Origin of the sequence: Pseudomonas sp. EL_65y_Pfl2_R96 (assembly GCF_963970905.1) — a bacterium.
Taxonomy (GTDB): domain Bacteria; phylum Pseudomonadota; class Gammaproteobacteria; order Pseudomonadales; family Pseudomonadaceae; genus Aquipseudomonas.
Window position 1 is genome coordinate 309,483 of the sequence record NZ_CAXAQH010000002.1, and the last position, 15,688, is coordinate 325,170.

Consider the following 15,688-nt stretch of genomic DNA (forward strand, 5'->3'; position numbering starts at 1 on the left):
GCAAGTTTGAAGCTGTTTCTATAGCAGCGGTGCCAGATAGCCGGTCCAGCGACCGACGTCTTCGGGCGTGCGCAGCAGATCGTTGCGCACCTCGATCAGCACCGAGTCCAATCCTCGGGCGTCACCGTGAACCGGCACGGTCATGTCACCCCGCGGATCGACTTTGTACGGCTGATTACCGACGACTTTCAATGGATGTTGACTCAGCCCCTCGATCACTCGCTGGGCGTACTCCCTGGCCTGCCCGTACAACACGCCGACTTCCATCGGCCGTGGCTGGCCGAAATAAATTGGCGTGAAACTGTGAATCCCCACCACTCGTACCGGCCGACCGTGCGCCACACGGGCGTCGATCAAGGTTTGCAGGCGTGCATGAAACGGCTTGAACAGGCAGTGCCGGCGGTACTCGCGGGTGGCCTCGTCCAGATTCCGATTGCCCGGCACCTGATAAATCTCACTCTGCAACGGAATGCTGTCCGGCGCATGGCGCGGGCGGTTGAGGTCGACCAGCAGCCGTGAATAATTGGCCGCCAACAGGGTCGCGCCCAGTGCTTCGGCCAAACGCTCGGCCAACGCCAGGGCGCCGATGTCCCAGGCGATGTGTTCGCGGGCGGCCTCATCGCTCAGGCCCAGGTCATTTAACTCGGCCGGGATAAAACGACTGGCGTGTTCACACACCAGAATCAGCGGGTGCACGGAGGCTTCCCGGCTCAGGGTGTACGCAGGCTGGGTGTAGAGGCCCCGTTCGGCGGATTCAGTACAGGCGCGCATAGTGCTCGCAGAGGTTGGCGGACGAGAGCTTTTCCGTCAGCGTCAGTTCCTCGGTTTTCAGGGCGAAGTAAGTGTCCAGCAAGGCGCTTGGCAGGGCTTCGATCAACGCTTCGCTGTGGCGCAGGCAATCCAGGGCCTGGGACAAGGAAGCGGGCAGGGCGACGATCCCGCGGGCCTGGCGTTGCTCTTCGTTCAGCGAGTCAGGGATTTCATCGGTGATCGCGTTCAAGGCCAGGCGCTGCTCGATACCCAGGCGCCCGGCGATCAGCAACACGGCCATGGCCAGGTGCGGCGAGGCCGTGGCGTCCATGGCGCGAAATTCCAGGTTGTATTGCGCCGCCACGGCTTTGTCGCCCAGGCTCACCGTCGGGCAGATCCGCAGCGCCGCTTCGCGGTTGCGTTGGCCGAGGCAGGCGTAGGAGGCGCTCCAGTGATGGGGCCGCAAGCGTTCGTAGGAAACCGGTGTCGGCGCGGTAAAGGCGCAGAGCGCCGGCAAGTAATGCAGAACACCGGCGGCCCAATGCTGGCCGAGGGTCGACAGGCCGTTGGTGGTGCCGGCGTCATACATCACCGGTTGGCCGGCCAGGTCCTGCAGGCTCATGTGCAGATGCACGCCATTGCACACGGCATGCTCGGACGTCTTGGGGGCGAAACTCAGGTCCAGGCCCATTTGCCGGGCGATCTCACGGGTGATCTCACGCACGTTCACCGCGCGGTCGGCGGCGGCGACGCCGAGGGCCGGGCGGCAGGTGATTTCGTACTGGTGTTTGCCGTATTCCGGCAGGAACATTTCCGGCTCCACACCGCCGGCACGCAGTGCACTGAGCAGCCAGCCGCCGAATTCGGCACCCTGGCGCTGGGCCTGCAGGGAAAATGCCAGGTGCTCCGCCGCGCCGCTGTCTAGGTTGAATTCGTGTTCGAACGCGGCGTTGACCTGCAAGCCCAACTCGTCGCGATAACGTTCCACTTCGTTGCGCAACAGCGTACGCGGGCAGGTGCCCCACGGGCGGCCATCGGTTTTACGAATGTCGCCGTGAATGAAGTCCAGCGCCGGGGCATTGGCGTCCGGGCCGTTGTTGACGGTCACGCGACTGCTCAAGTCGGGAATCAACCGTAAATCCCCATAAGCGCCCCATGGGTTGCCGGAGGCGATGATGTCTTGTGGGGTCAGGGCGCTGTTGGCCGGCACCCAGCCGCAGCCGGCCACTTGATAGGCATCGAGTTCGTCGGTGGGAAAGGAGCGGCCGCGTGTCACGCCGATCAGGTCGGTGGTGACGATCGTGGTCATGGGCAGCGGCGACAGGCGTTCATTCATGGCTGCATCTCCTGCAACCGGCTGAGCACGGTCTGGGTGTCGGTGATCCAGCAGTAACCCTTGATGGCGTTCAGGCAGGCGTGATGCCGTTGTTCGGTGTAGGTGGCGCAGGCGTCTTCGACCAGCGTCACCAGATAGCCACGGTCGGCGGCGTCGCGCACGGCCATGTCGACGCATTGGTCGGTAACGATGCCGGCGATGATCAGATGGCGGGTTTCCAGGTTGCGCAGCACATAGTCGATGCTGGTGGAGTTGAACACTCCGGAAGAGGTCTTGGGCAGCACGATTTCGTTTTCGAGCGGCGTCAGGTCATCGATGATCTGCGCTTGCGGGCTGCCCTTGGGCAGGTGCATGTCCGAGAGTTTGTGATCCAGCGAGCGGTCGCGGCCATCGGCGGTGAGGCTTTCGATGAGCGTGTGCAACACGTTTTGCCGGGCGCCGCGAAAGGCACTGAGCAGCCTGCGTTGATTGGGCACTACCTGCATGTGGGCGCGGGTCAGAAAGTAGTCGGCATCCGGCGCGTTGAGGTGCGGGTCGAACTGCGGTTCGAGCCAGGCACGCTGCATGTCCACCAGCAACAGCGCGGTGTGGTCGGCGGTAAACGGCAAGTCTCGGGGTGAGTGGTGGGGGAGTGCGAACATCCTTATTTTTCCTCCAGCAGATGGGTGTCGAAATCGGCCCGCAGGGCGTCGATGCCTTCCAGGCGATCGGCCAGATCGGGGCTACGCAGGGCCAGGCAGGCAATCAGCGCTTCAACCTGGGCTAGCGCCGGCACCATCGAGTCGAAGGCCGACGCCGACTCTACCGGTGCGCTGATGATCAGATCGGCTATTTCCCGTAGCGGTGATGCATAGATGTCGGTGAACAGCACGATTCGCGCATGTCGGCTCTTCGCGGCATTGGCGACCCGCAGGGCCTGGGACTGGTAGCGGCGGTAGTCGAACACCAGCACCACGTCCTGGCGTTGCACGTCGAACAAGCGGTCCGGCAATTGTGCGTTGTCTTCCAGGGCGAAACAGCCGGGCCGCAGCAGGCGCAGATGGTTGAGCAAGCAGTGGGCGAGGAAACTGCTGAAGCGGCCGCCGAAGCAATGGATCTGATGGCGGCTGTCGAGCAGCCACTCGACCAGAATTCGTACATCTTCGGGTTGGGTCAGCGCCTGGGTGTCTGCCAGTGCCCGATGGCTGTGCGCCAGATAGTGGCTCCAGGGGTCGTCTTTCTTGAGATGGGCGCGAGGTTGCAACAGGGTACTGGGGGAGCGCAGGCGGTGGTCCATGTCACTGAGCAAGGCTTCCTGAAAGTCGGCGTAACCGCTGAAGCCAAGCTTTTTTACCAGCCGCACGATGGTCGGGTCGCTGACACCGGCGTGTTCGGCCAGACGTGACATCGGGCCCAGTCCGTTACGCGGATACTGGTCCAGCAAGGCTCGTATGACTTTGCGTTCCGATGGCGTGAAGTCCAGGCCGGGATCGGTGATCAGGTCTCTGAGAGGGGGCATCCGGGCTCCTGCTGGATGAGTGTGTCGATTTTATTTCATAAATCGCTAAAACAGTATTTATGTAACGTGTGCTACATGTCTAGCGAATTTTTGTGTGGATTTTCAAAGCACTGAAATGGAGCGAAACCCCTGTGTATATTGGGCTACGCGGATATCGACTGACCTTGTAGGACATTGCCTATAGTCGTGTGAGATATCGACCCTGCCAGTCAGTTAAGTGAAGACCAAGCCCCCTCGCCACAGGTTCTGCACTTGGCACGTACTTTTCAAACTGACTGGCATTAGGCTGCGAGCCTGATCGGCCGGTGGAAACGAAACGCGCCGGGTGGCGCTTCTTACGGCACAATGAGTCGGTTACTGGCGGCCTCGTGCCGCTTTTTCTTTCCATCGACAGAGTGATCTTCCGTGCAGGCGACCCGCTTGACCCTGATTTGCCACGCTCGAACCGTCGCACAGAAACTGGCGCGTTTTCCTACGAATGAACCCGTGGAAATGGATTGGCAATCGGCGAAGGGCTCGCGCTGCAGGCAGTTCAAGCGAGCGCCACGTTTACTCTGCGGCCCGGAACTGCGGACCCGGCAAACCGCTGAGCTGTATGGCGACAGCGTGGAAATTGTCACGGCGCTGGAGGAGTGCGATTTCGGACGCTGGAAAGGCACGTCGATCGACGACCTGCAACAATCCGAGCCCGCGACGCTCCAGGCCTGGCTCGATGACCCGGCCTCGGCGCCCCACGGTGGAGAATCGGTGGTGCAACTCGGTGAGCGTGTGGCTGCGTGGTTGAAGACCCTTGAGGCGACACCGGGGCATATCGTTGCCGTTACCCATCCGTTTGTCATTCGCGCTGCGCTGATGCAGGTGTTGCAGGGCGCGGCGTTCAACCAGATCGACGTCGAGCCGTTGTCGGCCATCGAGTTGCGGTTTAACGGTCGCTGGCGGCTACGCTTGTTGGGCTCTGACCCTGAAGGAGCGCTTTGATGAAAAAACTGTTGGTTATCGGTGTCGGCGCCGGCAACCCCGACTACATCACGATGCAGGCGGTGAAGGCACTGAACCGGGTCGACGTGTTTTTTCTCATGGACAAGGGCCAGAGCAAAGACAAACTGATCGAGCTGCGCCGCGAGATCTGCGAGCGCTATATCACCGATCGTGACTACCGCTTTGTCGAAGCCCATAGCCCTGAGCGCGAGCGCGGGGATGTGGACTACAACGCCAGCGTCGAAGATCTGAACCGCGCCAAGCAGCAGACCTTCGAGCGGCTGATCAACGAGGAAATGACCGACGACCAGTGCGCCGGTTTTCTGGTGTGGGGCGATCCGGCGTTGTACGACAGCACCCTTCGGATCTTGCAGGCGATTCTGGCGTCAGGTCGTTGTGTGTTCGAGTTCGAGGTGATCCCTGGTATTACCAGCGTGCAGGCGTTGGCGGCGCAGCATAAGGTGTCGCTCAATCGCATCGGTCACTCGATTGAAATCACCACCGGCCGACGGTTGGCGGCCGGGCAGGTGAGCGATGCCGACAGTGTGGTGGTGATGCTGGATGCGCAAGATGCCTATCATCAGGTGGCCGATCAAGAGACGGAGATTTACTGGGGGGCTTACCTGGGAACACCGGATGAAATCCTGATCCACGGCAAACTCAAAGACGTGGCAGATGAGATTGAGCGGGTGCGCAAGGCGGCGCGGCTGGCGAACGGGTGGATCATGGATACCTACCTGTTGCGCAAGCCTTGAACGCCGCAACGTGATGGTCAGTGCTCTTTGGCTTTCCTGATCCTGATCAAAATGAACAGCAGGATACACAGCGCGAGCGGGGTCATGGCCAGCATGGCGTCTCTGGCGGAAATGTCCGCGCCCATGGTGTGCAGACCCGAGTAGAACAGCTTGAACAGGCTCAACAAGTAATAGGTGATGGCGATAATCGACAGGCCTTCGACAGCGCGCTGGATTTTGATTTGAGTATCGGCGCGGGCGTTCAGGCTCTTCAGGATTTCCGAGTTCTGCTCTTCCATTTCGACCTGTACCCGGGCCTGCAGCAGGTCTCCGAGGTTGGCCACGCTTTTGGAGATGAAACACGTGGGCGGGCTCGTTGAAATACAGAGAAGGGCGCGCGTGCAACTCGTTGTGCAGGGGCAGTCTTTGCGGATGCATGCTATCGATGCCATGTTGGAGCTGTTTGTTCTTGGGACTGGGTGCCCAATTCCCGAGTCACAAACAAACCCCGACCATCGACCAATGCCAGTCAGTCAAGCGCAACTCATGTGGGCGGGCTCCTTAAGGCAATGCGGATGTAGGGCCCGAGCCCGGCACGGGATGCACAGCACCGTTGTGAACTATTCTTTTCAAGTGGCCCCTTCAGGAGTTGATTTGAATCGAGGCCTACGATTGCCGATGGGCGGTGACCGGCGTCGAGGACTAACCTGTCTGGAGACAGATCATGAGCCAGTATCAACGCTTATTACTGATCATCAACCCGCTCCTGCGTCATTCTCCAGCGATCAACCAGGCCGCTGCCGTGGCCAAGGCCAGCGGGGCGAGCTTGCACATTGCCGCGCTGATTCCGTCGTTGGACATTCTGTCGTTGCTTGAAGAAGGCGACCGGAAAATGGCTCGGGCAAGCTATCTGCAGGAACACCGCGACTGGCTCAAGGAGCAGGCGCAAAAGATGCAGGGCAGGGGGATCAAGGTGACCACCGAAGTCGCCTGGGCCGACAATATGCGCCAGGACATTCTTGATCACGTCACGGAAATGCAACCCGATCTGTTGATCAAGCAAGTGCAGCATGAGCCCGTGCTCAAGCGCGCGTTCTTTACGCCGCTGGACTGGCGTTTGTTGCGCCATTGTCCGGTGCCGGTTTATCTGGTCGGTGCCGAAAGCCATGCCCTGCCGCAGAAGGTGGTGGCCGCGGTTGATGTTACAGATACAGAGCCTTCGAACAGCGAGCTCAATGACCGGATCATCCTGCAGGCTTCCAGCCTTGCGATGCAGTGCAATGCCGAGTTGCATCTGCTGTACGCGTGTGACATTTCGGCCGCTTTTCTGGCGGATATAGGCGGTGGTCTGCCGCTGGCGGAGCTGACCAGGGAGTTGCGCAGCGACCTGGAAACGTCATTTCTGAAGCTGGCCGCCCGGTTCGGTGTGCCCCCTGAGTATCGGCATTTCATCATGGGGCAACCTGTCTCGGTGCTGAGTGAGTTCGCCCACGAGCATCAGGTGGATGTGGTGGTGATGGGCAGAGCTCAGTACAGCGGCCTGGAGAGGCTTCTCGGCAGCACGACGGAACATATTCTGTATCAGGTGCCTTGCAGCGTTCTGGCGGTGTAGTCGCGAGCATCCTTGCCAACGTTGGCTAGCCCGTTTTTGGGGCCCCGCCCCAGGGAAGTTTTCAGATGAATCATAGTCCTTCATTGCAAACCATCTTGCATGACCGGGTTGATGCCGGCCGAAGCCTGGTGGAGCCGTTGCGTAAATACGCTAATAGAGCCGATGTCATCGTCCTGGCCTTACCCCGTGGCGGCGTCCCGGTTGCCTATGAAGTGGCCACGGCCCTGGAGGTTCGCCTGGACCTGATGCTGGTCCGCAAGCTGGGGGTGCCGTCCCACCAGGAGTTCGCCATGGGCGCCATTGCCAGCGGTGGCATACAGATCGTCAACGACGATGCGCTGCGGGCCAACGGTATCGATCAGCGCACGCTCGATGGCGTGGTTGTGCGGGAAACGCAGGAATTGTTGCGTCGCGAGCTCGTATACCGGGCCTCGCGCATGCCTGTGGCACTCAAGGATCAGGTGGTGATCCTGATCGATGATGGCCTGGCCACAGGGGCCACGATGATGGCCGCGATACAGTCCGTGCGCCTGCAAGCGCCGTCGCGCATTGTCGTTGCCGTGCCGGTGGCACCGCTTGAGACGGCAGAGGCGCTGCGTGACGAGGTGGACGAACTGATTTGCCCGCTCATCCCCGATTGGCTGATCTCGATCGGCCATTGGTACACCGACTTTACTCAGACGTCGGACGAAGAGGTCATCGATCTTTTGCGTCGGGCCTGGCAGAGAGAATCAGCGATGAAATGAGGCAAACTGCTGGCCCCCAGATCTGTGCTTCGTTGTCAAACTCGCTTTCTTTTCAGAAGGTTAGGCATTGGCGATATGCGGACTTTGGTGTGGATGGCTGCAACGTTTGTCCTGGTGGCTTTCTCGCTTGGGGCTCAGGCAAAGGAACTGAGCAAGAACTCTCGCTATATTTGCAGCTGGGGCGCGGAAATAGCCGAGGGCGCGCAAGCCTCGAAGCTTTCCGGGCTTACGCTTTACGGGGCACGCAGAAAACTGCAATCGCGCAAATTTCCCCGGCCGTGGATGCGCATGACAGCCATGGGGATCACGGAACAAACCTATAACAGCTCTTCGCGTCTCAAGCCGGCCGGCATCAAGCAAACGTATTACGAGCAATGCATCAACCATGAATTGGCGCAACGGTAGTCCGCCACCACTCTGCATGTGCACCGAGCGCGGGTTGTAGGCGCTGCCGCAGGCTGCGATCTTTTGACTTTGGCGCCTGTTCAGGTAACGAGTCGCCCGTTGGAAAGATCAAAAGATCGCAGCCTGCGGCAGCTCCTACGGGATATTCGCAGTCGACCACGAGGTGGAGCAGGCCTTGGTCTTGCACTCGACGGCGCCGTTCGCCTATGGTTTCGACGCGAAGGACGGCTTCTTGAAGCCGCTGCAGGTCGTGACATCAATTTTTTGTTTCGGAGCCCATGATGAGTGCTGTTTCCCCTGCGGTCATTGATGACCTGGCGCCCGATGGTGTGCTGCGTGCGGCGATCAATTTCGGCAATCCGGTGCTGGCGCAGCAGGGTCGGGACGGAACTCCCCAAGGCGTCTCGGTGGCGTTGGCAACGGCTCTGGCGCAAGAGCTGGGCGTGCGTCTGGAAATGATCACGTTCGATGCCGCCGGCAAGGTGTTTGCCGCGCTGGAGGAGGGCGCATGGAACATCGCGTTCCTCGCCATCGAGCCGGTGCGTGAACAACAGATCGCGTTCAGCGAGCCTTACGTGATCATCGAAGGCACCTACCTGGTGGCGGCCGATTCGGCTTATACGGCGGTCGATGATCTGGATCGGCAAGGATTGCGCCTGGCGGTCGGCAAGGGCGCGGCCTACGACCTGTTCCTGACCCGTACCTTGAAACAGGCGCAACTGGAGCGGGCAGAAACGTCCGCCGCCGCCGTCGACCTGTTCTTCGACAAAGGCCTGGATGCGGCGGCGGGTGTGCGCCAACCGCTGGAAAAGGTCGCTGCCGCTGATCCACGTTACCGGGTGCTCGAAGGCGCCTTTACCGCCATACGCCAGGCGATGGCCGTACCCCGCAAGCGTGAAGCGGGGGCGGCCTATGTGACGGCTTTCGTCGAGCGCAAGAAGGCCGAAGGATTTGTCCACGCCGCCTTGCTCGAGAGCGGGCAGGCCGATGTCACGGTGGCGCCATAGGTTGGCGGCTTGGATGTCCGGATGTCACAGGCTGTTATCTGGACGCCGGCGTGAACTCAACGCGGGTCATGGATTGCCCGAGGGCTGGCGGAACCGCTGCGCGATGTCATCCGCAAACGGATAGAGCGAAAACCAGGGCCTGGCTTCGTCGATCACTCGCTGGAATGACGGTCGCTGTATCAACCGGTCGAAATAGGCGCTCAAGTGCTGGTAGTCGTCGGGGAACGGCAATAGCGTGCAGGCATAGAAAAGTGCCGGGGCCGCGGCGCAGTCGGCCAAGCTGAAGTCCGGGCTGGCCACCCAGATTCGGGACGCCATCCGGCGCTCGAGCATTCTGTACGCCGTTTCTAGCGTGGCCCGTTCTCTGGTCAAATCACCGTTGGTCGCGTGTAGTCGATCGCTGACAATCCGTTGGATCGGTGTTTGTAGATAATGGTCGAAAAAGCGGTCCCATAACCGCACCTCCAACGCGGTCTGCCAATCGTCCGGAAGCAGGCGCTGTTCACCTGGATACAGTCGATCCAGGTACTCGATGATGATGCTGGACTCCGGCAGATCACGTTGCCGAGCAGGGTCGCGAATAACCGGGAATTTTCCGATTGGCCACAGAACCTGAAGCTCTGCGCTGTCGGCAGCGTCTGCGAGATCGATGATTCTTCTTTCGAAGTCGGTCCCGCTTTCGTAGAGCGCGATGAGCACTTTATGGCAGTACGACGCCAGCGGATGGTAGTAAAGCGTCAGCGACATTTTTCAAGGCCTCGTTGGACGTGAGGGGCGGGCCGCACAAAGCTGTAAGCCCTGAGATGAAAAAGGCGGGGGGGCAATTAACAATCATAGGCGGATGTCGGCAGAGCGTCTGGGCCGTCACTTTCAAGCGTGCGTGCTTGTACGCGGGAAAATCCCTGCTTAACTGAGAACCACTGGTCGGTTAGTGACTTATTGGTCATGGCGCTCATCTCAGCGCCCTTGTACCGTTGTTGGTTCGTGCTGTCAGGCTTGACCGGAGGACGCCGGGTAGCCGATCACGCTGTGTGCCTGATCCAATTTGTTCAAGGAATAGAATGAAATGATGCTGAAGACTGCCATCGTCGAGATTGGTAAGAAGTACAAGGTTTATACCGAGCACTATCTCAACACCGCCGCTGACAAGACCATCATTCTGGTCAATGGCTCGTTGGCAACGACCGCATCCTTCGCGCAAACGGTGCGCTACCTGCGGCCACGCTTCAATGTGGTCCTCTACGATCAGCCCTACGCCGGTCAGTCGAAACAACACAACCTGCATGACCAGCCGATCCGCAAGGAAGACGAGGCTGAAATACTGCTGGAGTTGATCGAGCATTTTTGTGCACAGCATGTGCTGTCCTTTTCCTGGGGCGGGGCGGCGACCCTGGTGGCACTGGCTCAGCGGCCGCGCCTAATCGAAAAGGCAGTGATCAGTTCATTCGCCGCGCGGATCAACACGCCGATGCGCGATTATCTGGAGAGCGGGCGGGACTTTCTCCAGGCGTGCGATCGTCGCAATGTCGGGCGTTTGATCAACAGCACGATCGGCAAGCACCTGCCGTCACTGTTCAAGCGTTTCAATGAACGCCATGTCATCAGCCTGGACGAACACGAATACCGGCAAATGTATTTTCACGTCAATGAGGTGCTGACCCAGGACACTCACTGCTACGTTTCCTGTGCCGACGCCATCGAAATCCCGCTGCTGTTTATCAACGGCGAACGGGATGAGTACACCTCGGTGGAAGATGCCCGTCTTTTTGCAGCTCATTCCCGTCAGGCCCAGTTTCAGACCATCAAGAACGCCGGGCATTTCCTCGATATGGAACACCCGACGGCCTGGCATGACACCCAGCAAGCCTTGCTGGGCTTTCTGCAGCCGGCCTCCAAGGTGCCGAGCCAGCCCCGTGACTTGGCTTTCAGTAGCAAATCGTCAGTGATTCCGCCTCTTCGGTCAGCTAGCTGGGTGCGGCTTTAACTGGCGCAGCAACTCGATCTGATCCGCCGGGACCCGCGTGCGCAGGGCTTTATACAGTGCGCGGGTTTCAAGCAGGTTCCAGACCCGCAGCATGGTTTCCAGGGCGTCCAGTGGCTTGCTGATGAAGTCCTTGGCGCCGAGCGCCAGTGCGCGCAGGCGGGTATCTCGGGTGGCGTCGGCGGTGAGCACGAGGATCGGCAGGTATTCGCCGGCCGGGATGCGCCGGTTGAGCTGTTCAAGTACGGCGAAGCCGTCGAACTCCGGCATGTGCAGGTCGAGAATGACCAGGTCAGGCTCGAAGCCGTTGAACAGGTCCAGAGTTCGCAGTGGCTGGGTGCTGCTCAGTACGTTGCTCAGCCCCTCGCGGACAAGCAGCTGCTCCATCAAATCGAGATTGGGCCGTTGGTCGTCGATGATCAGAATGCGCAGGTCGGTGTTCACACGGGCTCCGGTAGGTGCTGGTCAAGATGGGCGAGGAATGAAGGAATGTGAATCGGCTTGGTCAGCACCGCGGTCGCTCCCGCCTCGAGCAAGGCCAGGTGAGTGAGGTCGCTGGCATCGGCGGTGATCATCAGCACTGGAATGGCGCGGGTGATGGAGAACTGACGCAAGCGTTGCAGAACGTTGAAACCATCCAGGTCCGGGAGTGCCACGTCCAGCAAAATCAGTTGCGGTGCATGTTGACGGGCCAGGTCCAGGCCCATTTGCCCTTGCATGCTTGAGAGTAACTGGATGTGCGGTCGCCGTTGCAACAGGGTTTCGATCAGGGCCAGGCTCGACAGATTGTCTTCGATGCACAGCACTTTGCCCTGGTAATCGGGGGCGGCGCGGGCGGAAGTGGCCGTAGGGGCGCTGATTCGTGCAGTCGCGGGCTCAGTGGCTGGCTGCAGGCGCACGAAGGGCAGCTCCAGGGTGAAACTGGAGCCTTCGCCGGGCCGGCTTTTGACCGTCAGGCTACCGTTCATCATTTCCACCAGACTCTTGCTCAAGGCCAGGCCCAGACCGGTGCCTTCCACGTTTGGATCGGACTCCAGGCGCTCGAACGGTTTGAACAGTTGATCCTGTCGATCTGCCGCAATGCCCTTGCCGGTATCGCAGACCGACACGGCAATTCGTTGTTGAAGAACCTTGACCTCAATGTGCACCCGACCCTGGGGCCGGTTGTATTTGATGGCGTTGGACAATAGGTTGAGCAACACCTGAACCAGGCGTTGCCGATCGGCGACGATCCCGCTGTCGGCGGTTAGCATCGGCAGTTCACCCAGATGGACGCCGGCGTCGCAGGCCATGGGGGAAACCAGCGTCAGGGCTTCTTGCAGCACCACCGCCAGGGGCACGGATTCAACATTCAGTGGCAGGCGCCCGGCCTCGATCTTGGCGATGTCCAGCACTTCGTTGATCAGGGTCAGCAGGTGTTTTCCGGCCCGCAGGATGTGACCGATCTGCGCTCGTTGCCCCTTGGGTGAATCCATCTCCAGCAGTTGCGCGAAGCCGAGAATGGAGTTGAGGGGGGTGCGCAGTTCGTGACTCATGCGCGACAGAAACTCGCTTTTGGCGCGGCTGGCGCGCTCCGCCTCTTCCCGTGCGGTGCTCAGCGCGATCTCGGCCGCACGGCGATCGGTGATGTCGCGGGTAATCTTGGAGAATCCACGCAAGGCACCACTGCTGTCGTATTGCGCGGTAATCACCACGCTGGCCCAGAAGCGGCTGCCATCCTTGCGGCAACGCCAGGCCTCTTCCATGTAATGGCCATTGCGAGTGGCCTCGCGCAGCGCCATGTCGGGATGCTGCGGGCACTCTTGCGGCAGATAAAACATCGAGAAATGCTGGCCGACGATCTCCTGTTCCGTATAGCCCTTGATCCGTTGGGCGCCCGCATTCCAGCTGGTCACGAAACCTTGTGTATCGAGGGCGAAAATACCGTAGTCCTTCACCCCATCGATGATCAACCGCAAGCGTTCTTCATTGTCGCGTATTGCCCGTTCACGTTCGGCCAGCAACAGCCCGGCTTCGACCAGACGCGTACCCAATTGACCAATTTCATCGTTCTCCGGAGGTTGTGGCAGCAACGGCTGACCGAGTGCCAGCCGTTGTGCGTTGCCCTGAACCTGCTGCACCCGGGCGACGATGCCCTTGGACAGGAACAGCACCGCCACAATGGCACCAAACAGCCCGCAAACGGCAGCCAGCAGGGTGGAGAACAACAGGCGTTGTCGAGTGGAGGCCGCTGCTGCGGTGCGTTCGGCCAGCAGGGTGTCCTCGAGGGTGCGCATGGCGCTGATGCGTTCGCGTAACTCGTCGAGGATGTGCTTGTTGCTGATCAGGATGGTGGTGATCGACTCAGGAGTAGCGTTGCGATCATCCAGCAGTTCTACCAGGCCCTCGACCTTGGTTTCGATCAGCGGCGTGATCGCTTCCAGATGCTTGCGCACCCGCTCATCGCGAACGTTGCTGTCCAGTCGCTGCAAGGCCGATTCGATCAAGGGTCTGGCTTGCCGATAACCCGGCAGGAAATCCTCGCGGCGCGTCAGCAGATAGCCGCGCACGCTGGCGGCGGCCTCGGCGAGCAAGGTATGTACGGTCTGGATATCACCCTGTACCAGCAGCACGCGGCGCACGTCTTCCTCCGCGCGAGCCGTCTGGCGCTCGGTGGTGTAGATCAGCACCAGCGAGAGCAACAGAATCACCAACGGCAGGGAAATCACCACGAGGGCTTTGCCGCGTAACGGCAGATCGGCCCAGCGGCGGGCGTTTGACGCTTTCATGACTGGGTCACCAGGCCCAGAGCAATGCCACGCACAGCGGCCTGGGTGCGGTCGGCGGCGCCGAGTTTGCCAATGACCCGTTCCACGTGGGCTTTGGCCGTGCCGGTGGTGATGCCGAGTTCTTCGCCGATTTCACGGTTGCTCATGCCGTTGGCCACCAACCCCAGTACCTGGCGCTCCCGCGGGGTCAGGGCATCGGAGGCCACGCCGCTGGCATTGCGCTCGGTCATGCGGCGCAGCAATTGGGCACTGACTGAGCTGTTGAGGGCTTGCTCGCCGGCGGCGACACGTTGCAACGCGTCGATCACCTCGAGGCGGCTGGCATCCTTGAGCAGATAGCCCACGGCGCCGGCGTGCATGGCGGCTTCAAGGTGGTCGGGGCTGTCGTCCATGGTGAACATCATCACTTTCAGGGCCGGCAGGCGCTCTTGAAGCATGCGTGCCGCGCCCAGCCCGTTGAGCACCGGCATGCGGATGTCGAGGATGACGATGTCGGGTAAAAGACGCTCACACAGGTCCAGCGCTTCCTGGCCATTGCAGGCCTGGCCGACCACTTCGAATTGCGTCAGGCCGGCCAGCAACGAGACAAAGCCGGTGCGCGTGACTTCATGATCGTCCGCGACCACCAGTCGTATAACGTGAGTCATTGAGGGGGTCCATTCAGGCCAGAAGGGACGGTGGCGCGCAGTTGCGTTCCGCCGTGCGCATGGCTGATGCAGGTGAAATCACCGCCCAGCAGGCTCGCGCGTTCCTGCATCGCGGCAAGCCCCAGGTGCCGGGCGCCGCAGGTGTCGAGGGGTTGTTCCATGGCAAAGCCCTGGCCGTTATCGTCCACCCGCAGCGAGGCCTGGCCTTCGTGCAGCTCCAGCGCCAGCACGACGTGGCTGGCCTGCGCGTGTTTGAGAATGTTGTTGATACCTTCCTGGGCAATCCTGAACAGGGCGATCTCCACCTGGCTGGGCAAGCGTGCTTCGCAACGCGCATTCCAGCTGACTTTGATCCCGGCTTCGCGCAGGCGATCGGCCTCTTTGTCGACCGCCTTCAGCAAGCCAAAATCGTCGAGCACCGTCGGGCGCAGGCCGCTGATCAATTGCCGGCCTTCACCCACGCAATGTTGGGCCAAAGCAAGAATCGTTTGTAAGTCCGCGCCGAGTTCGTCGGGCAGTGACGGGCAGCGGCCGGCAAAACCTTGCAGGCGCTGATGCAGCCCGGCAAGGGTTTGTGCCAGGCCGTCGTGCAGGTCGTAGGCCATGCGTTTGCGTTCGTCTTCCTGTGCTCTGAACAGCCTGTGGACCAGATCGGACATGGTGCGTTTGCGCGCCACCAGTGCGTCCAGCAAGCGCTTGTTTTCCAGGTGCGCGGCCAGCAGGGTGGCGAGTAATTGCAGGGATTCGAGGTCTTCGGTGTCCGGTGCACTGATGCTGACGCTGTTGGCCAGCACCAGCGCACCGAAGGCCGTGCCATCACCGCCGCGCAAAGGCACCCGCAGCACATTAGGCAGGACCGCGCTCGGCTGCTCCTGCCATTGGGGGGTGCTCATCGCGGTATCGGCGAGGCGCGCGAGATTGTCTAAACGCTCGCGGCTGCCTTGACTGGCGGTGGTCCTGACTTGCGCATCCACGTCCCATTCCAGCAGCAGCGCGTGGTCCATCGCCAGGAAGGCACAGGCCCGTTGCAGCACGCGTTGGCGCATGGCCTCGGGAGCCAGTTGGGTCAGTTCCTGGCCGGTATCCACCAGCAGCCGCAGCCGCGCGGCGCGACTTTGCGACTGCCGATACTGGGTACGAATGGCCAGGGCGCTACCGGGGTCATGATCAGGGTTTTGCATGGGCAGGTTCCGGCGCGGGCACGCCCGTTCGGGCAGGGGCGTCAT

Annotated in this window: 16 protein-coding genes and 1 pseudogene; 7 read left to right on the plus strand and 10 right to left on the minus strand. The window is 60.8% G+C overall.

The features are described 5' to 3' along the window. Positions 1–18 precede the first annotated feature (18 nt). The 4 genes from AACY49_RS04045 to AACY49_RS04060 are packed head-to-tail and all read right to left on the minus strand — an operon-like array spanning position 19 to position 3,584. Positions 19–771: an N-formylglutamate amidohydrolase gene (locus tag AACY49_RS04045; RefSeq protein ID WP_339521725.1), complete on the minus strand. Its 753-nt coding sequence runs from the start codon at positions 769–771 to the stop codon at positions 19–21. Then, a complete protein-coding gene (locus AACY49_RS04050) occupies positions 755–2,086 on the minus strand; it encodes a glutamine synthetase family protein (protein WP_339521727.1) in 1,332 nt (443 codons plus the stop codon). Before AACY49_RS04050 ends, AACY49_RS04045 begins: the two co-directional genes overlap by 17 nt. After that, on the minus strand, positions 2,083–2,727 hold the full coding sequence (locus AACY49_RS04055) for an isochorismatase family cysteine hydrolase (protein WP_258700420.1): 645 nt from the start codon (positions 2,725–2,727) through the stop codon (positions 2,083–2,085). Before AACY49_RS04055 ends, AACY49_RS04050 begins: the two co-directional genes overlap by 4 nt. Positions 2,728–2,729: 2 nt before the next feature. Then, positions 2,730–3,584 (minus strand): MurR/RpiR family transcriptional regulator, encoded by an 855-nt coding sequence (locus AACY49_RS04060; RefSeq protein WP_258700421.1) that lies wholly within the window; start codon positions 3,582–3,584, stop codon positions 2,730–2,732. A 405-nt stretch (positions 3,585–3,989) separates the two neighbouring features. On the opposite strand from AACY49_RS04060, the gene AACY49_RS04065 reads away from it, so the two are divergent. Together AACY49_RS04065 and cobF are read left to right on the plus strand one after the other, a co-directional pair. After that, the gene (locus tag AACY49_RS04065; RefSeq protein WP_320394374.1) at positions 3,990–4,562 is read left to right on the plus strand and encodes a histidine phosphatase family protein; all 573 of its coding nucleotides are present in this window, start codon (positions 3,990–3,992) and stop codon (positions 4,560–4,562) included. Next, entirely contained in the window at positions 4,562–5,317 is a 756-nt protein-coding gene (gene cobF / locus AACY49_RS04070; protein WP_320394375.1) for a precorrin-6A synthase (deacetylating), read from the plus strand. The genes AACY49_RS04065 and cobF overlap by 1 nt, the downstream gene beginning before the upstream one ends. Before the next feature lie 17 nt (positions 5,318–5,334). On the opposite strand, the pseudogene AACY49_RS04075 reads toward cobF, so the two are convergent. Further along, positions 5,335–5,646: pseudogene (locus AACY49_RS04075) on the minus strand (DUF3422 family protein); the annotation flags it as partial. Positions 5,647–6,020: 374 nt separating this feature from the next. Between AACY49_RS04075 and AACY49_RS04080 the strand changes: the two are divergent. From AACY49_RS04080 to AACY49_RS04095, 4 genes are all read left to right on the plus strand, one after another. Continuing rightward, positions 6,021–6,908 (plus strand): universal stress protein, encoded by an 888-nt coding sequence (locus AACY49_RS04080; protein ID WP_320394376.1) that lies wholly within the window; start codon positions 6,021–6,023, stop codon positions 6,906–6,908. Between the two features lie 65 nt (positions 6,909–6,973). Then, entirely contained in the window at positions 6,974–7,654 is a 681-nt protein-coding gene (locus AACY49_RS04085; RefSeq protein WP_339521734.1) for a phosphoribosyltransferase, read from the plus strand. A 75-nt stretch (positions 7,655–7,729) separates the two neighbouring features. Continuing rightward, complete coding sequence (locus tag AACY49_RS04090; RefSeq protein WP_258700426.1) at positions 7,730–8,059, plus strand: hypothetical protein; 330 nt, start codon at positions 7,730–7,732, stop codon at positions 8,057–8,059. 281 nt (positions 8,060–8,340) lie between these two features. Then, a complete protein-coding gene (locus AACY49_RS04095) occupies positions 8,341–9,066 on the plus strand; it encodes a transporter substrate-binding domain-containing protein (RefSeq protein WP_320394378.1) in 726 nt (241 codons plus the stop codon). Positions 9,067–9,132: 66 nt separating this feature from the next. Here the strand turns inward: AACY49_RS04095 and AACY49_RS04100 are convergent, their stop codons facing one another. Continuing rightward, on the minus strand, positions 9,133–9,813 hold the full coding sequence (locus tag AACY49_RS04100; RefSeq protein ID WP_339521738.1) for a glutathione S-transferase family protein: 681 nt from the start codon (positions 9,811–9,813) through the stop codon (positions 9,133–9,135). A 319-nt stretch (positions 9,814–10,132) separates the two neighbouring features. Between AACY49_RS04100 and AACY49_RS04105 the strand changes: the two genes are divergently transcribed. Continuing rightward, positions 10,133–11,050, plus strand: coding sequence for an alpha/beta fold hydrolase (locus tag AACY49_RS04105; RefSeq protein WP_339521740.1), 918 nt, complete (start codon positions 10,133–10,135; stop codon positions 11,048–11,050). Here the strand turns inward: AACY49_RS04105 and AACY49_RS04110 are convergent. The 4 genes from AACY49_RS04110 to AACY49_RS04125 are packed head-to-tail and all read right to left on the minus strand — an operon-like array spanning position 11,027 to position 15,643. After that, positions 11,027–11,491, minus strand: coding sequence for a response regulator (locus AACY49_RS04110; RefSeq protein ID WP_258700430.1), 465 nt, complete (start codon positions 11,489–11,491; stop codon positions 11,027–11,029). The genes AACY49_RS04105 and AACY49_RS04110 overlap by 24 nt on opposite strands. Continuing rightward, positions 11,488–13,815, minus strand: coding sequence for an ATP-binding protein (locus tag AACY49_RS04115; RefSeq protein WP_339521742.1), 2,328 nt, complete (start codon positions 13,813–13,815; stop codon positions 11,488–11,490). The genes AACY49_RS04110 and AACY49_RS04115 overlap by 4 nt, the downstream gene beginning before the upstream one ends. Then, a complete protein-coding gene (locus tag AACY49_RS04120) occupies positions 13,812–14,462 on the minus strand; it encodes a response regulator (protein ID WP_258700432.1) in 651 nt (216 codons plus the stop codon). Before AACY49_RS04120 ends, AACY49_RS04115 begins: the two co-directional genes overlap by 4 nt. After that, on the minus strand, positions 14,459–15,643 hold the full coding sequence (locus AACY49_RS04125) for a sensor histidine kinase (RefSeq protein ID WP_258700433.1): 1,185 nt from the start codon (positions 15,641–15,643) through the stop codon (positions 14,459–14,461). The genes AACY49_RS04120 and AACY49_RS04125 overlap by 4 nt, the downstream gene beginning before the upstream one ends. Between the last annotated feature and the right edge of the window lie 45 nt (positions 15,644–15,688).